Origin of the sequence: Glacieibacterium arshaanense (genome assembly GCF_004681125.1) — a bacterium.
Classification (GTDB): domain Bacteria; phylum Pseudomonadota; class Alphaproteobacteria; order Sphingomonadales; family Sphingomonadaceae; genus Polymorphobacter_A; species Polymorphobacter_A arshaanense.
Map to the genome: position 1 here is coordinate 23,777 of NZ_SIHO01000003.1, position 14,569 is coordinate 38,345.

A 14,569-nucleotide genomic window follows, 5' to 3' on the forward strand; every position below is an offset into this window, starting at 1 on the left:
CTAGCCCCTGCCCGCCGGAGGCTCTTAGGATCTGTAATCGGCGTTGATGCTGATGTAGCCGTGCGTCAGGTCACACGTCCACACGCGGGCGCGACCGTCGCCGAGCTTGAGATCGACGTGGATGCTGACTTCGTCGCCGGCCAGATGCGCGGCGACGGGGGCTTCGTCATAGCCGGGCACGACGGCGCCGTCCTGCGCCACCAAAGTGGCGCCGAAGCTGATGTCGAGGCGGTCGCGGTCGGCGGCTTCGCCGGCCTTGCCGACGGCCATGACGACGCGGCCCCAGTTGGCGTCACCGCCGGCGATCGCGGTTTTGACCAGCGGCGAGTTGGCGATGCTCAGCGCGACGACCTTCGCGGCGCGGTCATCCTCGGCGCCTTCGACATCGACAGTGATAAGCTTGGTCGCGCCTTCGCCGTCGCGCACCACCAGTAGCGCAAGCTGCGTGCAGACGTCTTGCAATGCGGCGGCGAATGCATCGGCGCCGGGGCACGCATAGCTGGTGATTTCGGCATTGCCGGCCGCACTGGTGGCGAACGCCAGCACGGTGTCGGACGTCGAGGTGTCGCTGTCGACGGTGATGGCGTTGAAGCTGGTCGCGGTGGCTTGCGTCAGCGCCATTTGCAGGAAGTCGGGCGCGACGGCGGCATCGGTGAAGATGAAGCCGAGCATCGTCGCCATGTCGGGGGCGATCATGCCCGATCCCTTGACGATGCCATTGATGACAATCCGCTTGCCGTCGACGATGGCGCTGGCGGTGGCGCCCTTGGCGAAGGTGTCGGTGGTGCCGATGGCGTTGGCGGCGTCGATATAGTCGGCGGGGTCGCTCGCCAGCCGTGATGCGGCGTCAGCCACGCCGGCACGTGCCTTGGCGGCGGACAGCGGCACGCCGATGACCCCGGTCGAGGCGACGAACACTTGGTGCGGCGTGCAATCGAACGCGGTGACCGCGGCCGACACCACCGCCTGCACCGCGGCTTCGCCGGCCTTGCCGGTAAAGGCGTTCGAATTGCCGGCGTTGACGACCAGCACGCGGGCTCGGCCCTGCGGCAAGGCGCTGCGGCACCAGTCGACTTCGGGCGACGGGCATTTCGACCTGGTCGTCACGCCGGCAACGCTGGTGCCCGGCGCCAGCTCGGCGAGCGTCAGGTCGGCGCGGTCCCAAGCCTTGTAGCCGGCGCGCGCGACGGCGAGGCGGACACCGGCAACCGGCGGCATGGCGGGGAAGGGCTGGGCGAGCGGCGATATGGTCATGCGCGCTTCAATATGGCCAACACGGGTGCGGCGCAATTGACTATAGAGGCCGCGCTCCCTATGTCCCGCCGGTCGCGGGGCGTGTCGCAAGCAGGCGGCGCTTCAGCCCTGCCCGGTTTCAGTAAGGACACTCATGTTCGGTCTCGACGGCATAGCGAAGCGTATTTTCGGCTCCTCGAACGATCGGTACGTCAAGTCGCTCGGCCCGTTGGTCAAGCAGATCAACGCGCTCGAGCCGACGATTGCGGCGCTTTCGGACGACGATCTGCGCGCGCAGACGGAGAAGTTCCGGGCGCGTTTGGCTGCTGGCGAAAAGCTCGACGCGCTGCTGCCCGAAGCGTTTGCGACGGTGCGCGAAGCGTCGAAGCGCACGCTCGGCCAGCGCCATTATGACGTGCAGATGATCGGCGGCATCGTGCTGCACCGTGGCGAAATCGCCGAAATGCGCACCGGTGAAGGCAAGACGCTCGTAGCGACGCTCGCCTGCTATCTCAACGCGCTGACCGGCGAGGGCGTCCATGTCGTCACCGTCAACGACTATCTCGCCCGCCGCGACAGCGAGTGGATGGGCCAGATCTACAAGTTCCTCGGCATGTCGGTCGGCGTCATCGTGCCGAACATCGATGACGACTCGCGCCGCGCCGCCTACGCCTGCGACATCACCTACGGCACCAACAACGAATTCGGCTTCGACTATTTGCGCGACAACATGAAGTATGCGCGCGAGCAGATGGTGCAACGCCCGTTCAGCTTCGCCATCGTCGATGAAGTCGATTCGATCCTGATCGACGAAGCCCGCACGCCGCTGATCATTTCCGGCCCGACCGAGGACAAGTCCGAGCTGTATATGCAGGTCGATGCGGTGGTGAAGCTGTTTGTCGCCGATGACTATGAGGTCGATGAGAAGGCCAAGTCGGTCATCCTGACCGAAAGCGGCACCGAAAAGGCCGAGCGCGCATTCGAAGCCGCCGGGATGCTCGAAGGCGAGAATCTCTACGACTACGAAAACACCCAGGTTGTCCACCACCTCAACCAGGCGCTGCGCGCCAACGTCATCTTCCGCCGCGACACCGACTATATCGAACGCGACGGCAAGATCGTTATCATCGATGAATTCACCGGCCGCATGATGGACGGGCGCCGCTGGTCGGACGGCCTGCACCAGGCGGTCGAGGCCAAGGAAGGCGTCCAGATCCAGCCCGAAAACCAGACGCTCGCGTCGATCACCTTCCAGAACTACTTCCGCATGTACCCGAAACTCGGCGGCATGACCGGCACCGCATCGACCGAAGCGGCCGAATTCTACGACATCTACAAGCTCAACGTCGTCACCATCCCGACCAACCTGCCGGCGCAGCGCAAGGACGTCGACGACGAATTCTACAAGAACGCCGATGAAAAGTTCGGTGCCATCGTCAAGACCATCCGCGAATCGCAGTTGCGCGGCCAGCCGATCCTGGTGGGCACCGTGTCGATCGAAAAGTCCGAACTGCTCAGCGAATTCCTCAAAAAGGAAAAGGTGCCGCACACCGTGCTCAACGCGCGCTTCCACGAACAGGAAGCGCATATCGTCGAACAGGCCGGGCGGCTGGGCGCTGTCACCATCGCCACCAACATGGCCGGCCGCGGTACCGACATCCAGCTCGGCGGCAACTTTGAAGCGCGCGTCATCCGTGAACTCGAAGGCGTCGAAGGCGCCGACCGCGACGCCGGCATCGCGCGCATCAAGGCCGAGGTGCAGGCCGAACGCGAAGCCGTGCGCGCGGCAGGCGGGCTGTTCGTGCTCGGCACCGAACGCCACGAAAGCCGCCGTATCGACAACCAGCTGCGCGGCCGTTCGGGCCGCCAGGGCGATCCGGGGCTCAGCCGTTTTTACCTCAGTCTCGATGACGATCTGCTGCGCATCTTCGGCCAGCAGGGCATGCTGACGCGGATGATGAACAACGGCCTCGCCGAAGGCGAAGCCATCGTCCACCCGTGGATTTCAAAGGCCATCGAAACCGCGCAGAAGAAGGTCGAAGCCCGCAACTACGACGTCCGCAAGCAGCTGCTGCAGTACGACGACGTGATGAACGACCAGCGCAAGGTCATCTATGAACAGCGCGCCGACATCATGGATTCGGAAACCGTCGGCGACGTCGTCGTCGATATGCGCCACGAAACCATCAACACGCTGGTCGGCACGCATTGCCCGGCCAACGTCTATCCCGAACAATGGGACGTCGAAGGCCTGACCGCCGCTTGCGCCAACACGCTGGCGCTCGACGTGCCCGTTGCCGACTGGGTCAAGGAAGCCCAGATGGACGCCGAAACCGTCGTCGAACGGCTGATCGAACAGGCCGATGCCGCCGTCGCCGCCAAGGCCGCCGCGCTGCCGCCCGAAACCTGGGTGCAGATCGAAAAGAACTTCCTGCTGCAGGCGCTCGACCACCACTGGAAAGAGCACCTCTCGACGCTCGACGCGCTGCGCCAGGTCATCCACCTGCGCGCCTATGCGCAAAAAACCCCGATCAACGAATACAAGCGCGAAGCCTTCGGGCTGTTCGAACGCATGCTCGTCCAGGTCCGCCAGGACGTGACGCGGATGATGTCGAACGCGCAGTTCCAGATGACGCCGCCAGCCTACGACGACCAGCCGCTGCCCGACTTCATCACCACCCACATCGACCCGTTCACCGGCCAGAACGATGCGTTCGGCTCACTCCCGGCGGGTAATTTGGCAATGGCACAAGCCGCAGCGTTGGCCATCGCCGACGACTATGACGCCGAAACGGTGGCCGACTGGGTGCGCACGACGTCGCGCAACGCCGAATGCCCGTGCGGTAGTGGCAAGAAGTTCAAGCATTGCCATGGGACGATTGCCTAGGTCGCCTAGCGGCGGGCTTTGAGGAATTAAGGGCCTCCGGCGGGCAGGCCTGAGGCCTGCACCCGATTGTTTTGCGCCATATGCTGCCTGCTCCCCTCCCTGCAGGGGAGGGGTCGGGGTGGGCTTTAGCGGCCGGTCAGCAAATGACCCCGTTGCGAACCAAGCGCGTTGATCTTGAATTGCTCTATAGCCGACATAGCCGAGGTTATGTAACCTGCTGGGATGGGCACACGCTTGCAAAGCTATCTGAAGCGGGCTGTAGGAGTGGCCGCATCTTTGGCAATCGGTCTCACTGTCGTCGCGATAAACAACACGGTTTGGGCAGTCTCCCAAGATTTTCCATTAACGGAACTTTGGGGTGAGGCAACCTTGTTCCAAGTTATGACAGCAAGTTCTCCTTTTCTTGTCCTTTCGATTTTCGGCATCAGCGCATGCCGGTCGTGGATAGTTGGATTATCCCTCACCGTAGCGCTTTGGGGCTACTATCTTTGGGACACTACTCATTACAAAGGTGGCGGCGCAAACATTGGGCTTGGCATCCTATTGTTGTTTTCACCCGTTCCGATCACCATTGCCAGCTTGGCAGCGCTTGCAACGTACGGCAATCGAAGAGCAGCGGACGGCGTAGACGCTGACCGCTAACGTGATGGTGGGACTGAAGGCTGCCTGTCCGCTTCCCACCCCATTCCGTTCGTTCCCCCGCCCTGATCTGCGCACTTACCCCACACCGCACGATGGGCCGAAGTAAGCGGGGCGCAAATCAATAGGGTGCAGGCGTCACGCCTGCCCGCCGGAGGCTCTTCCCCTTACTTCAACTTGCGCACCTGACCGATCAGCGTTTCGAGCCGCGCCGCCGGCACGCGGCCGGTGACCAGATACGGCCCCACCAGCAGCATCGGGGTGCCGACGAAGCCCAGCGCGCGGGCGTGGAGGTCGGTATCGGCGAGGAGTGCGTCGATTTCGGCGGCGTGGGTGGCGAGGTCGGTTTGCAGGCGGGGCCAGTCGACGCCGGCCTGGGTGGCGGCGGCGCGGAGGGCGGGTTCGGTGAGGCCGGGGCTGCGCATCAGCGCTTCGTCGAACGCGGTGTGGCGGTTCTGGCGGGTGCTGGCGATGGCGAGGCGCGCGGCCTGGCGGGAGGCGGCGCCGAACACCGGCCAGTCGCGGTAAACGATTCGGACGTCGGGATGGCGCGCCAGCAGGGCCTGCAGGTCGGGGTGCAGCGCGCGGCAGGCGGGGCAGGCATAGTCCGAGAACAGGATGATAGTGACGGCAGCGTTGGCGGGGCCGGCGGTGGGGGCGCGCGGGTCGATCAGCGCGGGGGCGCTGGCGACGAAGGCGGGTTGTGGCGGTGCGGGGGCGGGTTGCAGCCATTGCGACACCAGCTGGATGGCGGCGAACAGCCCCAGCAGTGCGAGCAAGGCGAGGAGGGCGTGGCGGCGCGTCATGGCAGGGTTATCGGCGTTGCGGCGTCGGTGCGCCAGATTCAAGTTGTGATGGGAACGCCCAAGAAATGGCGTTGACCTGAACCGAGTCGGGACGTATAGGGCGCCTTCGCTCGCGCAGCCGGTATCCGGGACTCGTCCCAGCCGCCTGTTCGCACGGGCCAGAAACGACAGGCTGAGCTGTGCGCGGCGGGTTCCGGTGACGGAGCCCACTGCGCTTATGCCGTGAGGGCGGTTCAGACTTGGAGTAGGCGGTGCCGGCAACGGTGCCACCGAACAGCAGGATGATACGAATACGATGCCTACGATTAACCAGTTGATCCGTCATGGCCGCACGCCGCAGCGCGTGCGCGAAACCGCGCCGGCCATGGAAGAATGCCCGCAGAAGCGCGGCGTTTGCACCCGCGTCTACACGACGACGCCGAAGAAGCCGAACTCGGCACTCCGCAAGGTTGCCAAGATTCGCCTGACCAATGGCTTTGAAGTCATCGGCTACATCCCCGGCGAAGGCCACAACCTTCAGGAGCACTCGGTGGTCCTGATTCGCGGCGGCCGCGTCAAGGATCTTCCCGGCGTGCGCTACCACGTGCTGCGCGGCGTGCTTGATACCCAGGGTGTCAAGAACCGCAAGCAGAGCCGTTCGAAGTACGGCGCCAAGCGTCCTAAGTAAGACTTAGTCCGCTTCCGTCCCCAGCGCCCGAAATAAGCGAGAAATATCATGGCCCGTCGTCGCCGCCCCGAAAAGCGTGAAATCCTTCCCGATCCCCGTTTCGGAGATCTGATCCTTTCGAAATTCATGAACCTCGTCATGTACGAGGGCAAGAAGTCGGTCGCTGAGTCGATCGTCTACAACGCCCTTGATTCGGTCGAGGCCAAGACCCGTCGCGAACCGCTCGCCGTGTTCCACGACGCGCTGACCAACGTGAAGCCGGGCATCGAAGTCCGCTCGCGCCGCGTCGGTGGTGCGACCTATCAGGTTCCCGTCGAAGTCCGCCCCGAGCGTTCGCAGGCGCTTGCCATTCGCTGGCTGATCAGCGCTGCGCGCAACCGCAGCGAGAACACCATGGCAGCGCGTCTGTCGGGTGAGCTCATCGACGCCGCGAACAACCGTGGCACCGCCGTCAAGAAGCGTGAAGATTCGCACCGGATGGCCGAAGCCAACCGCGCCTTCTCGCATTATCGCTGGTAGCAGCGGTAAGACCGATCACTCTCGCTGGTAGTAAAGAAAATGACGCGCACCACTTCGCTCGACAAATACCGCAACATCGGGATCATGGCGCATATTGACGCCGGGAAAACCACGACCACCGAGCGGATTCTCTACTACACCGGCAAGTCGTACAAGATCGGCGAAGTCCATGAGGGCACCGCCACGATGGACTGGATGGAACAGGAGCAGGAGCGCGGCATCACGATCACGTCCGCCGCGACGACGTGCTTCTGGAACGACCACCGCATCAACATCATCGACACCCCCGGCCACGTCGACTTCACGATTGAAGTCGAGCGTTCGCTGCGCGTCCTCGATGGTGCCGTTGCTTGCTTCGACGGCGTTGCCGGCGTCGAGCCGCAGTCGGAAACCGTGTGGCGCCAGGCTGACAAGTACAAAGTGCCGCGCATGTGCTTCGTCAACAAGCTTGACCGCACCGGCGCCAACTTCGATCGCTGCGTGCAGATGATCAAGGACCGCCTCGGCGCGCGTCCGGCGGTTCTGTATCTCCCGATCGGCCTCGAAGGCGATTTCATCGGTCTCGTCGACTTGGTCGAGAACCGCGCGATTGTCTGGCTTGAAGAAAGCCTCGGCGCCAAGTTCGAATATAAGGAAATCCCCGAAAATCTGAAGGATGCGGCTGCGGTTGCACGTTCGGAACTGATCGAGATGGCCGTCGAACAGGACGACGACATCATGGAAGCCTATCTCGAAGGCACCGAACCGACCACTGCGCAGCTCAAGGCTCTGATCCGCAAAGGTACGCTGTCGTTCTCGTTCGTCCCCGTGCTGTGCGGCTCGGCGTTCAAGAACAAGGGCGTGCAGCCGCTGCTCGACGCCGTCGTCGACTATATGCCGAGCCCGCTCGACATCCCGCCGATGTACGGTATCAACGCCAAGGACGAGGAAGAAGTCCGCGAAGCTTCGGATGACGCACCGTTCTCGGCGCTGGCGTTCAAGATCATGACTGACCCGTTCGTCGGCACGCTGACCTTTGCCCGCATCTATTCGGGCAAGATGGAAGCTGCCTCGACCGTGCTCAACTCGGTCAAGGACAAGCGCGAAAAGATCGGCCGCATGCTGCTGATGCACGCCAACAACCGTGAAGACATCAAGGAAGCCTATGCCGGCGACATCGTTGCGCTGGTCGGCCTCAAGGATGTGACGACGGGTGACACGCTGTGCGCGCCGCTGCGCCCGATCGTTCTCGAGCGCATGGAATTCCCCGAGCCGGTCATCGAAGTCGCGGTTGAACCCAAGACCAAGGCCGACCAGGAAAAGATGGGCATCGCGCTCAATCGTCTGGCGCAGGAAGATCCGTCGTTCCGCGTGACGTCGGACGCCGAAAGCGGCCAGACGATCATCAAGGGCATGGGCGAACTCCACCTCGAAATTCTCGTCGACCGTATGCGTCGCGAGTTCAAGGTCGAAGCCAATGTCGGCGCGCCGCAGGTGGCTTATCGTGAATCGCTCGCCCGCAAGGTCGATATCGATTACACCCACAAGAAGCAGTCGGGCGGCTCGGGCCAGTTCGGCCGCATCAAGTTCACCGTCGAACCCGGCGAGCGCGGCTCGGGCATCATCTTCAAGGATGACGTCAAGGGCGGCAATATTCCCAAGGAATATATCCCGTCGGTCGAAAAGGGCATCCGCGAAGTCGCCGCTTCAGGCAGCCTCATCGGCTTCCCGATCATCGACTTCACCGCGACGCTGTATGACGGCGCCTATCATGACGTCGACTCGTCGGCGCTGGCGTTCGAAATCACCGGTCGCGGCGGTATGCGCGAAGCCGCCACCAAGGCCGGCATCAAGCTGCTCGAACCGATGATGAAGGTCGAAGTCGTCACCCCCGAAGATTTCATGGGCGACGTCATCGGCGACTTGAACAGCCGTCGTGGCCAGATCCAGGGCACCGACAGCCGCGGCAACGCACAGGTCATCGAAGCGGTCGTGCCGCTGGCGAACATGTTCGGCTACGTCAACCAGCTACGCTCGATGAGCCAGGGCCGGGCGCAGTATTCGATGCAGTTCAGCCACTACGAAGAAGTCCCGGCAAACGTCGCCGAGGAAATCAAGCTCAAGATGGCCTGATTTCTGCCACAACCAGTCACTAGTCAGCGCGACCTTCGGGTCAAAACCAACTGAACCAAACGCAAGCAAGAGGGTTTAAAAGCCATGGGTAAAGCCAAATTCGAGCGGAACAAGCCGCACTGCAACATCGGTACGATCGGCCACGTCGATCATGGCAAGACGTCGCTGACGGCTGCCATCACCAAGATTCTGGCTGAAACCGGTGGCGCTACCTTCACCGCCTATGCCGACATCGACAAGGCTCCCGAAGAGCGTGAGCGTGGCATCACCATCTCGACCGCACACGTCGAGTATGAAACCAAGGATCGCCACTACGCGCACGTCGATTGCCCCGGCCACGCCGACTATGTGAAGAACATGATCACCGGCGCGGCGCAGATGGACGGCGCTATCCTGGTGGTTTCGGCGACCGACGGCCCGATGCCGCAGACCCGCGAGCACATCCTGCTGGCGAAGCAGGTCGGCGTGCCGGCGATGGTCGTTTTCATGAACAAGGTCGACCAGGTTGACGATCCTGAAATCCTCGAGCTCGTCGAAATGGAAATCCGCGAACTTCTGTCGAAGTACGATTTCCCGGGCGATGACATTCCGATCATCCAGGGTTCGGCGCTGATGGCGCTCGAAGGCAAGCGCGACGAAATCGGCCGCGAAGCCGTTCTCAAGCTGATGGCTGCAGTCGACGACTACATTCCGCAGCCGATGCGCGCGCTCGACCGTCCGTTCCTGATGCCGATCGAAGACGTGTTCTCGATCTCGGGTCGCGGCACCGTCGTCACCGGCCGTGTTGAATCGGGCGTCGTCAAGGTCGGCGAAGAAGTCGAAATCGTCGGCATCCACGACACGCGCAAGTCGGTCTGCACCGGCGTCGAAATGTTCCGCAAGCTGCTCGATCAGGGCCAGGCCGGCGACAACATCGGAGCGCTGCTCCGTGGCGTTGGTCGTGAAGACGTCGAACGCGGCCAGGTGCTCTGCAAGCCCGGCTCGATCAAGCCGCACACCGAATTCGTCGCCGAAGTCTACGTGCTGTCGAAGGATGAAGGTGGCCGTCACACGCCGTTCTTCGCCAACTACCGCCCGCAGTTCTATTTCCGCACGACCGACGTCACCGGCACTGTCGAGCTGCCTGAAGGCACCGAGATGGTCATGCCCGGCGACAACGTCCAGCTGACCGTCAAGCTCATCGCCCCGATCGCGATGGACCAGGGTCTGCGCTTCGCAATTCGCGAAGGTGGCCGCACCGTTGGTTCGGGCGTGGTTGCAAGCATCATCAAGTAAGTGTAAGGGGCCGCTCCACTCTCGTTGATGGCGATTCGGAAGTTACCGAATCGGCACTGATTGGAGCGGCCTTGTTCTTTGACAGGTTGAATGGTTGAACTGATGGAAACGCAGAATATCCGTATTCGCCTCAAGGCGTTTGATCACCGTGTGCTTGATATGGCCACGAGTGAGATTGCCGATACGGCCAAGCGGACCGGCGCTGCAATTCGCGGCCCGATTCCTTTGCCGACGCGTATCGAAAAGTTCACCGTCAACCGGTCGCCCCACGTCGACAAGAAGAGCCGCGAGCAGTTCGAAGTCCGGACTTACAAGCGCCTCCTCGACATCGTCGACCCGACGCCGCAGACCGTGGACGCGCTGATGAAGCTCGACCTCGCAGCCGGCGTCGACATCGAGATCAAGCTGCAGGCTTAACGTCTGATTCTACGGCCGGGGCGACAGTCCCGGACGACATACGCGGAGCGATTTGTTTTGGATCACGCCCGGTTCGCCCGGGCCTCTGACAGGAAAGGATAAGATCATGCGCACTGGCGTGATCGCGAAGAAAATGGGAATGACCCGTCTGTTTCAGGACGACGGTCGCCATGTGCCGGTAACGGTACTCGCACTCGAAAATTGCCAGGTCGTCTCGACCCGCACCGCAGACCGCGACGGTTACGTCGCTGTCCAGCTCGGCGCCGGTACGAAGAAGGCCAAGAACACGACGAAGCCCGAGCGCGGCCATTTCGGCAAAGCCGAAGTCGAGCCCAAGGCGAAGGTCGTCGAGTTCCGCGTGTCCGAAGACGCGCTGCTCACCGCCGGCGAAACCATCTCGGCGGATCATTTCATTGCCGGCCAGCTGGTCGACATCACCGGTCACACCGTCGGTAAGGGTTTCCAGGGCGCCATGAAGCGCTGGAACTTCGGCGGTCTGCGTGCCACGCACGGTGTCTCGGTCTCGCACCGTTCGCACGGTTCGACCGGCCAGCGCCAGGATCCCGGCAAGGTGTTCAAGGGCAAGAAGATGGCCGGCCACATGGGCGACCGTCAGCGCACCCAGCAGAACCTCGAAGTCGTCTCGACCGATGTCGAGCGCGGGCTCATTTTCGTCAAGGGTTCGGTTCCGGGCCACAAGGGCAGCTGGCTGACCGTCAAGGACGCCGTCAAGGGCCCGCGCCCCGACGCCGCGCCGTACCCGGCCTCGCTCAAGAGCAACAACGTTTCGGCTCCTGCCGTGGCTGACGCCGCGCCGGCCGCCGAAGCTCAGACCGAAGAGGCTTGAGCATCATGAAACTTGAAGTCAAAACCCTCGCCGCCGCCGCCAGCGGCAGCATCGAGCTCGACGAAAACGTGTTCGGCAAGCCCGCCCGCGTCGACATCCTGCACCGCGTTGTCACCTGGCAGCTCGAAAAGCGTCGCGGCACTGCCCGCGGTGCTGCCGAGCGCTCGGACGTCAAGCGCACCGGCAAGAAGCTCGGCAACCAGAAGGGTGGCGGTAGCGCCCGTCACGGTAACCGCGCCGCACCGCAGTTCATCGGCGGTGGTAAGGCCCACGGTCCGCGCGTTCGCGATTTCAACCCCGGCCTCAACAAGAAGATCCGCAGCCTCGGCCTCGCGACTGCCTTGTCGGTCAAGGTTGCCGAAGGCAAGCTCGTCATCGTTGAAGACCTCGCCCTCGGCGACGCCAAGACCAAGGTGCTCATCGAGCGCTTGAACGGTCTGGGCATCACCAGCGGCCTGTTCGTTGATGGTGCAGCGGTCGATGCCAGCTTCGCGCTCGCCTGTGCGAACCTGCACAAGATCGACGTGATGCCTGCCGTTGGCGCCAATGTTTACGACATCCTCAACCATGACACGCTGGTCCTGACCCGCGCTGCCGTGGCTCAGCTGGAGGCACGGATCAATGGCTAAGGCCCCCAAATCGGCCGCTACGGCCATCGACCTGAAGCATTACGATATCATCGTGAAGCCGGTCATCACCGAGAAGTCGACGCTGGTGAGCGAATTCAACCAGGTCATCTTCAAGGTCGCGCGCGATGCGTCGAAGCCCGAGATCAAGGCCGCTGTCGAAGCGCTCTTCTCGGTCAAGGTGCTCGCCGTGAACACGATGGTCCAGAAGGGCAAGAACAAGCGCTGGAAGGGCAAGCCCTATCAGCGTTCGGACGAGAAGAAGGCCGTGGTGACGCTCGCTGAAGGCGACCGCATCGACGTGACCACCGGTATCTGAGGCAGGATCGATGGCACTCAAACATTATAATCCGACTTCGCCGGGCCGTCGTGGCCTGATCCTGGTCGACCGTTCGGCGCTGCACAAGGGCCGTCCCGTCAAGTCGCTGACCGAAGGTCTGCGCAAGACCGGTGGTCGCAACAACATGGGTCATGCGACCGCACGCGGCATCGCCGGCGGCCACAAGCAGCTGTATCGCATCGTCGATTTCAAGCGTCGCATCTGGGACCAGCCGGCAACGGTCGAGCGTCTCGAATACGATCCCAACCGTTCGGCGTTCATCGCGCTGGTCAAGTATCCCGATGGTCAGCAGACCTACATCATCGCGCCGCAGCGCCTTGCTGTCGGTGACACGATCGTCGCGGGCAAGAAGGTCGACGTGAAGCCGGGCAATGCGATGGAAATCGGCCAGATGCCGGTTGGCACCATTGTCCACAACGTCGAGTTGAAGCCCGGCAAGGGCGGCCAGATCGCCCGTGCCGCCGGCACGTTCGTGCAGGTTGTCGGCCGCGACAAGGGCATGGTCATCATCCGCCTCAACTCGGGTGAGCAGCGCTACACGCGGTCGGAATGCATGGCCACCGTCGGTGCCGTGTCGAACCCCGACAATTCGAACACCAACCACGCCAAGGCTGGCCGGACGCGCTGGCTCGGCCATCGCCCGCTGACCCGCGGTGTGGCGAAGAACCCGGTCGACCATCCGCACGGCGGTGGTGAAGGCCGGACCTCGGGCGGTCGCCATCCGGTGACCCCGTGGGGCAAGCCGACCAAGGGCGCCAAGACCCGGTCGAACAAGTCGACCGACAAGATGATCATCCGCTCGCGTCATGCGAAGAAGAAGAGGTAAGCGATGAGCCGCTCCGTTTGGAAAGGTCCGTTCGTAGACCTGCATTTGCTGAAGAAGGCCGAAACCCAGCAGGAGGCCGGGTCGAACGCGCGCCCGATCAAGACCTGGTCGCGCCGCTCGACGATCCTCCCGCAGTTCGTCGGCCTGACGTTCACCGTCTACAACGGCCGCAAGTTCGTGCCGGTGTCGGTCAATGAAGACATGGTCGGCATGAAGCTGGGTGAATTTGCGCCGACGCGCACGTTCACCGGCCATGCCGCCGACAAGAAGGCGAAACGCTGATGGGCAAGCCCGTAAATCCGCGCCGCGTTGGCGAAAAGGAAGCACTTGCGGTCGCGACGACCGTGCGTGGTTCGCCGTACAAGCTCAACCTCGTTGCGGGCCTGATCCGCGGCAAGAAGGTTGGCGACGCGCTCAACATCCTGACCTTCTCGAAGAAGGCCATGGCGATTGACGTGCGCAAGGTGCTGGCTTCGGCCATTGCCAACGCCGAAAACAACCACAACCTCGATGTCGATGCTCTCGTCGTCAAGGAAGCCAGCGTCGGCAAGGCGCTGGTGATGAAGCGCTTCACGCCGCGTGCGCGTGGTCGTGCTTCGCGCATCATCAAGCCGTTCAGCCGTATCCGCGTCGTTGTGCGCGAACTCGGTGACGAAGCGGAGAACGCATAATGGGTCACAAGTCCAACCCGATCGGTCTGCGCCTGCAGATCAACCGCACCTGGGACAGCCGCTGGTTTGCCGAAGGCGAAGACTATGGCCGTTTGCTGATCGAAGACATCAAGATCCGCAACTTCATCGTCAAGACGCATGCGCAGGCAGCGATCTCGAAGGTGGTCATTGAACGCCCGGCCAAGCTGTGCCGCGTGTCGATCTATGCCGCCCGCCCGGGTGTCATCATCGGCAAGAAGGGCGCCGACATCGACAAGCTCAAGCAGCAGATCGGTGCGATGACCAAGAGCGACGTTTCGGTCAACATCGTCGAAATCCGCAAGCCGGAAATCGACAGCCGCCTGGTTGCCCAGGGCGTTGCCGACCAGCTCGAGCGTCGTATCGCATTCCGTCGCGCTATGAAGCGTGCGGTCCAGTCGGCACTGCGTCTGGGTGCCGAAGGCATCAAGATCACCTGCTCGGGTCGTTTGGGCGGCGCTGAAATCGCCCGCACCGAATGGTATCGCGAAGGTCGCGTGCCGTTGCACACGCTGCGCGCCAATGTCGATTACGCCGAAGCCCAGGCCCACACCGCCTACGGCGTGTGCGGCATCAAGGTCTGGATCTTCAAGGGCGAAATTCTCGGCAATGATCCGATGGCGCAGGACCGGTTGATGATGGAAGCCCAGACTTCCGGCGTCCGGCCCGCCCGTTAATCGCGCTAA

At 62.8% G+C, this 14,569-nt stretch carries 16 protein-coding genes; 14 read left to right on the forward strand and 2 right to left on the reverse strand.

The window, feature by feature from the left end; all coding sequences use genetic code 11:
* Window positions 1-24: 24 nt before the first annotated feature.
* On the reverse strand, window positions 25-1,254 hold the full coding sequence (gene argJ / locus EUV02_RS11985) for a bifunctional glutamate N-acetyltransferase/amino-acid acetyltransferase ArgJ (RefSeq protein WP_135246535.1): 1,230 nt from the start codon (window positions 1,252-1,254) through the stop codon (window positions 25-27).
* Between the two features lie 133 nt (window positions 1,255-1,387).
* On the opposite strand from argJ, the gene secA reads away from it, so the two are divergent.
* Window positions 1,388-4,120 carry a preprotein translocase subunit SecA gene (secA, locus tag EUV02_RS11990; RefSeq protein WP_135246536.1) on the forward strand — a complete coding sequence of 911 codons (2,733 nt, stop codon included), beginning with the start codon at window positions 1,388-1,390 and terminating at the stop codon, window positions 4,118-4,120.
* 222 nt (window positions 4,121-4,342) lie between these two features.
* The gene (locus tag EUV02_RS11995; RefSeq protein WP_135246537.1) at window positions 4,343-4,762 is read left to right on the forward strand and encodes a hypothetical protein; all 420 of its coding nucleotides are present in this window, start codon (window positions 4,343-4,345) and stop codon (window positions 4,760-4,762) included.
* 164 nt (window positions 4,763-4,926) lie between these two features.
* Here EUV02_RS11995 and EUV02_RS12000 read toward each other — a convergent pair whose 3' ends face one another.
* Window positions 4,927-5,565 carry a DsbA family protein gene (locus EUV02_RS12000; RefSeq protein ID WP_135246538.1) on the reverse strand — a complete coding sequence of 213 codons (639 nt, stop codon included), beginning with the start codon at window positions 5,563-5,565 and terminating at the stop codon, window positions 4,927-4,929.
* A gap of 295 nt (window positions 5,566-5,860) precedes the next feature.
* Between EUV02_RS12000 and rpsL the strand changes: the two genes are divergently transcribed.
* From rpsL to rpsC, 12 genes are all read left to right on the forward strand, one after another.
* Window positions 5,861-6,232 (forward strand): 30S ribosomal protein S12, encoded by a 372-nt coding sequence (gene rpsL / locus EUV02_RS12005; RefSeq protein WP_135246539.1) that lies wholly within the window; start codon window positions 5,861-5,863, stop codon window positions 6,230-6,232.
* 48 nt (window positions 6,233-6,280) lie between these two features.
* Window positions 6,281-6,751, forward strand: a complete 471-nt coding sequence (gene rpsG, locus EUV02_RS12010) for a 30S ribosomal protein S7 (RefSeq protein ID WP_135246540.1) — start codon at window positions 6,281-6,283, stop codon at window positions 6,749-6,751.
* 39 nt (window positions 6,752-6,790) lie between these two features.
* On the forward strand, window positions 6,791-8,863 hold the full coding sequence (gene fusA / locus EUV02_RS12015) for an elongation factor G (protein WP_135246541.1): 2,073 nt from the start codon (window positions 6,791-6,793) through the stop codon (window positions 8,861-8,863).
* A gap of 84 nt (window positions 8,864-8,947) precedes the next feature.
* A complete protein-coding gene (gene tuf, locus EUV02_RS12020) occupies window positions 8,948-10,138 on the forward strand; it encodes an elongation factor Tu (RefSeq protein WP_135246542.1) in 1,191 nt (396 codons plus the stop codon).
* 102 nt (window positions 10,139-10,240) lie between these two features.
* Window positions 10,241-10,555 (forward strand): 30S ribosomal protein S10, encoded by a 315-nt coding sequence (rpsJ, locus tag EUV02_RS12025; protein ID WP_135246995.1) that lies wholly within the window; start codon window positions 10,241-10,243, stop codon window positions 10,553-10,555.
* Window positions 10,556-10,661: 106 nt separating this feature from the next.
* Window positions 10,662-11,402: a 50S ribosomal protein L3 gene (rplC, locus tag EUV02_RS12030; protein ID WP_135246543.1), complete on the forward strand. Its 741-nt coding sequence runs from the start codon at window positions 10,662-10,664 to the stop codon at window positions 11,400-11,402.
* Between the two features lie 5 nt (window positions 11,403-11,407).
* Window positions 11,408-12,031: a 50S ribosomal protein L4 gene (gene rplD, locus EUV02_RS12035; protein WP_135246544.1), complete on the forward strand. Its 624-nt coding sequence runs from the start codon at window positions 11,408-11,410 to the stop codon at window positions 12,029-12,031.
* Window positions 12,024-12,347 (forward strand): 50S ribosomal protein L23, encoded by a 324-nt coding sequence (locus EUV02_RS12040; RefSeq protein WP_135246545.1) that lies wholly within the window; start codon window positions 12,024-12,026, stop codon window positions 12,345-12,347. The genes rplD and EUV02_RS12040 overlap by 8 nt, the downstream gene beginning before the upstream one ends.
* A 10-nt stretch (window positions 12,348-12,357) precedes the next feature.
* Window positions 12,358-13,194, forward strand: coding sequence for a 50S ribosomal protein L2 (gene rplB / locus EUV02_RS12045; protein ID WP_135246546.1), 837 nt, complete (start codon window positions 12,358-12,360; stop codon window positions 13,192-13,194).
* 3 nt (window positions 13,195-13,197) lie between these two features.
* On the forward strand, window positions 13,198-13,476 hold the full coding sequence (gene rpsS / locus EUV02_RS12050; protein ID WP_135246547.1) for a 30S ribosomal protein S19: 279 nt from the start codon (window positions 13,198-13,200) through the stop codon (window positions 13,474-13,476).
* Window positions 13,476-13,865, forward strand: a complete 390-nt coding sequence (rplV, locus tag EUV02_RS12055; protein WP_135246548.1) for a 50S ribosomal protein L22 — start codon at window positions 13,476-13,478, stop codon at window positions 13,863-13,865. Before rpsS ends, rplV begins: the two co-directional genes overlap by 1 nt.
* Complete coding sequence (rpsC, locus tag EUV02_RS12060) at window positions 13,865-14,560, forward strand: 30S ribosomal protein S3 (protein ID WP_135246549.1); 696 nt, start codon at window positions 13,865-13,867, stop codon at window positions 14,558-14,560. Before rplV ends, rpsC begins: the two co-directional genes overlap by 1 nt.
* Window positions 14,561-14,569: the final 9 nt, after the last annotated feature.

Excerpts from the sequence above, each read along its gene's own strand:
- EUV02_RS12000 (WP_135246538.1), bottom strand. The coding sequence starts at position 5,565 with ATGACGCGCCGCCACGCCCTCCTCGCCTTGCTCGCACTGCTGGGGCTG.
- EUV02_RS11995 (WP_135246537.1), top strand. The coding sequence starts at position 4,343 with ATGGGCACACGCTTGCAAAGCTATCTGAAGCGGGCTGTAGGAGTGGCC.
- rplB (WP_135246546.1), top strand. The coding sequence starts at position 12,358 with ATGGCACTCAAACATTATAATCCGACTTCGCCGGGCCGTCGTGGCCTG.
- rplC (WP_135246543.1), top strand. The coding sequence starts at position 10,662 with ATGCGCACTGGCGTGATCGCGAAGAAAATGGGAATGACCCGTCTGTTT.
- rpsJ (WP_135246995.1), top strand. The coding sequence starts at position 10,241 with ATGGAAACGCAGAATATCCGTATTCGCCTCAAGGCGTTTGATCACCGT.
- rpsG (WP_135246540.1), top strand. The coding sequence starts at position 6,281 with ATGGCCCGTCGTCGCCGCCCCGAAAAGCGTGAAATCCTTCCCGATCCC.
- rplD (WP_135246544.1), top strand. The coding sequence starts at position 11,408 with ATGAAACTTGAAGTCAAAACCCTCGCCGCCGCCGCCAGCGGCAGCATC.
- rplV (WP_135246548.1), top strand. The coding sequence starts at position 13,476 with ATGGGCAAGCCCGTAAATCCGCGCCGCGTTGGCGAAAAGGAAGCACTT.
- rpsS (WP_135246547.1), top strand. The coding sequence starts at position 13,198 with ATGAGCCGCTCCGTTTGGAAAGGTCCGTTCGTAGACCTGCATTTGCTG.
- secA (WP_135246536.1), top strand. The coding sequence starts at position 1,388 with ATGTTCGGTCTCGACGGCATAGCGAAGCGTATTTTCGGCTCCTCGAAC.
- rpsL (WP_135246539.1), top strand. The coding sequence starts at position 5,861 with ATGCCTACGATTAACCAGTTGATCCGTCATGGCCGCACGCCGCAGCGC.
- rpsC (WP_135246549.1), top strand. The coding sequence starts at position 13,865 with ATGGGTCACAAGTCCAACCCGATCGGTCTGCGCCTGCAGATCAACCGC.
- tuf (WP_135246542.1), top strand. The coding sequence starts at position 8,948 with ATGGGTAAAGCCAAATTCGAGCGGAACAAGCCGCACTGCAACATCGGT.
- EUV02_RS12040 (WP_135246545.1), top strand. The coding sequence starts at position 12,024 with ATGGCTAAGGCCCCCAAATCGGCCGCTACGGCCATCGACCTGAAGCAT.
- fusA (WP_135246541.1), top strand. The coding sequence starts at position 6,791 with ATGACGCGCACCACTTCGCTCGACAAATACCGCAACATCGGGATCATG.
- argJ (WP_135246535.1), bottom strand. The coding sequence starts at position 1,254 with ATGACCATATCGCCGCTCGCCCAGCCCTTCCCCGCCATGCCGCCGGTT.